Source organism: Vibrio sp. 03_296, assembly GCF_002265885.1.
In genome coordinates this window covers 1-750 of the sequence record NZ_NPKW01000505.1, presented here as the reverse complement: position 1 = coordinate 750, position 750 = coordinate 1, and the positions used below count along the sequence as shown (strand labels likewise).

The 750-nt window shown below is 42.0% G+C and carries 1 pseudogene; it reads right to left on the bottom strand.

Annotated features, from left to right (window positions below):
• Window positions 1-287: 287 nt before the first annotated feature.
• Window positions 288-750 (bottom strand): annotated as a pseudogene (locus CIK04_RS25760) (GyrI-like domain-containing protein); the annotation flags it as partial.

Below are 750 nucleotides of genomic sequence, written 5' to 3'. Positions count from 1 at the left end.
TCCACGATACAATAGAATAGTCATTATAGACCCAAATTTTGGGTAAACGGCGCGTAYTATGGTGATAGAAAATAAGGCTGTCAATGGTGTTTTTGTTAATAAAACGTTTGTCATTTTATCTTTTTTGGTTTTTTGTTTAGTAAAAACAAATGGATATAATTTTCAATAAATTAAAAATAAAGAGATGGTATTAAGTTTGTTTTATTCGTCTTATTTTTATTGAATTATCTGACATTAATACGTTTTGTTTGTGAGCATGGGTGAGCAGTCGCTCACCCACTTTCGATCTAGGCTGTGACGGCAGTGCAGAAACTGACATCCGCATGCTGGGTCTGCGGATCATAGGAATGATACAACTCAAAGCAAGGACGCTCATCCGACTCCAAGCCACGCTCGACAAGCCGTGCCATCAACTCGTCCCACGCGGTGGCATATTGCGCGTTATCGGTAATAGTTTTACGGATGAACGCATACTCGCCGCCAGGAAAGTCTTTGATTTCGATCTCGCCATTTCCTCCTGCCTTTCACAGTTGAGTCAAGCAGATGTCCGTTCGACATTTGCCCGCAGGGGTAATCTCAGGGTTATCATGATMAATGAAAATACAGGTGTTGCCCGCCAAACCACGCGGTCCTGCCCATTGATATAACTTTTGTGTGGCTGGTTCGTAGTTTTTGCCGTACTCACCAGTGACACGAATATAGGCAATTTTACTGGCTGGGAATGTTTGAATATCCATTGTGCTACTCCAT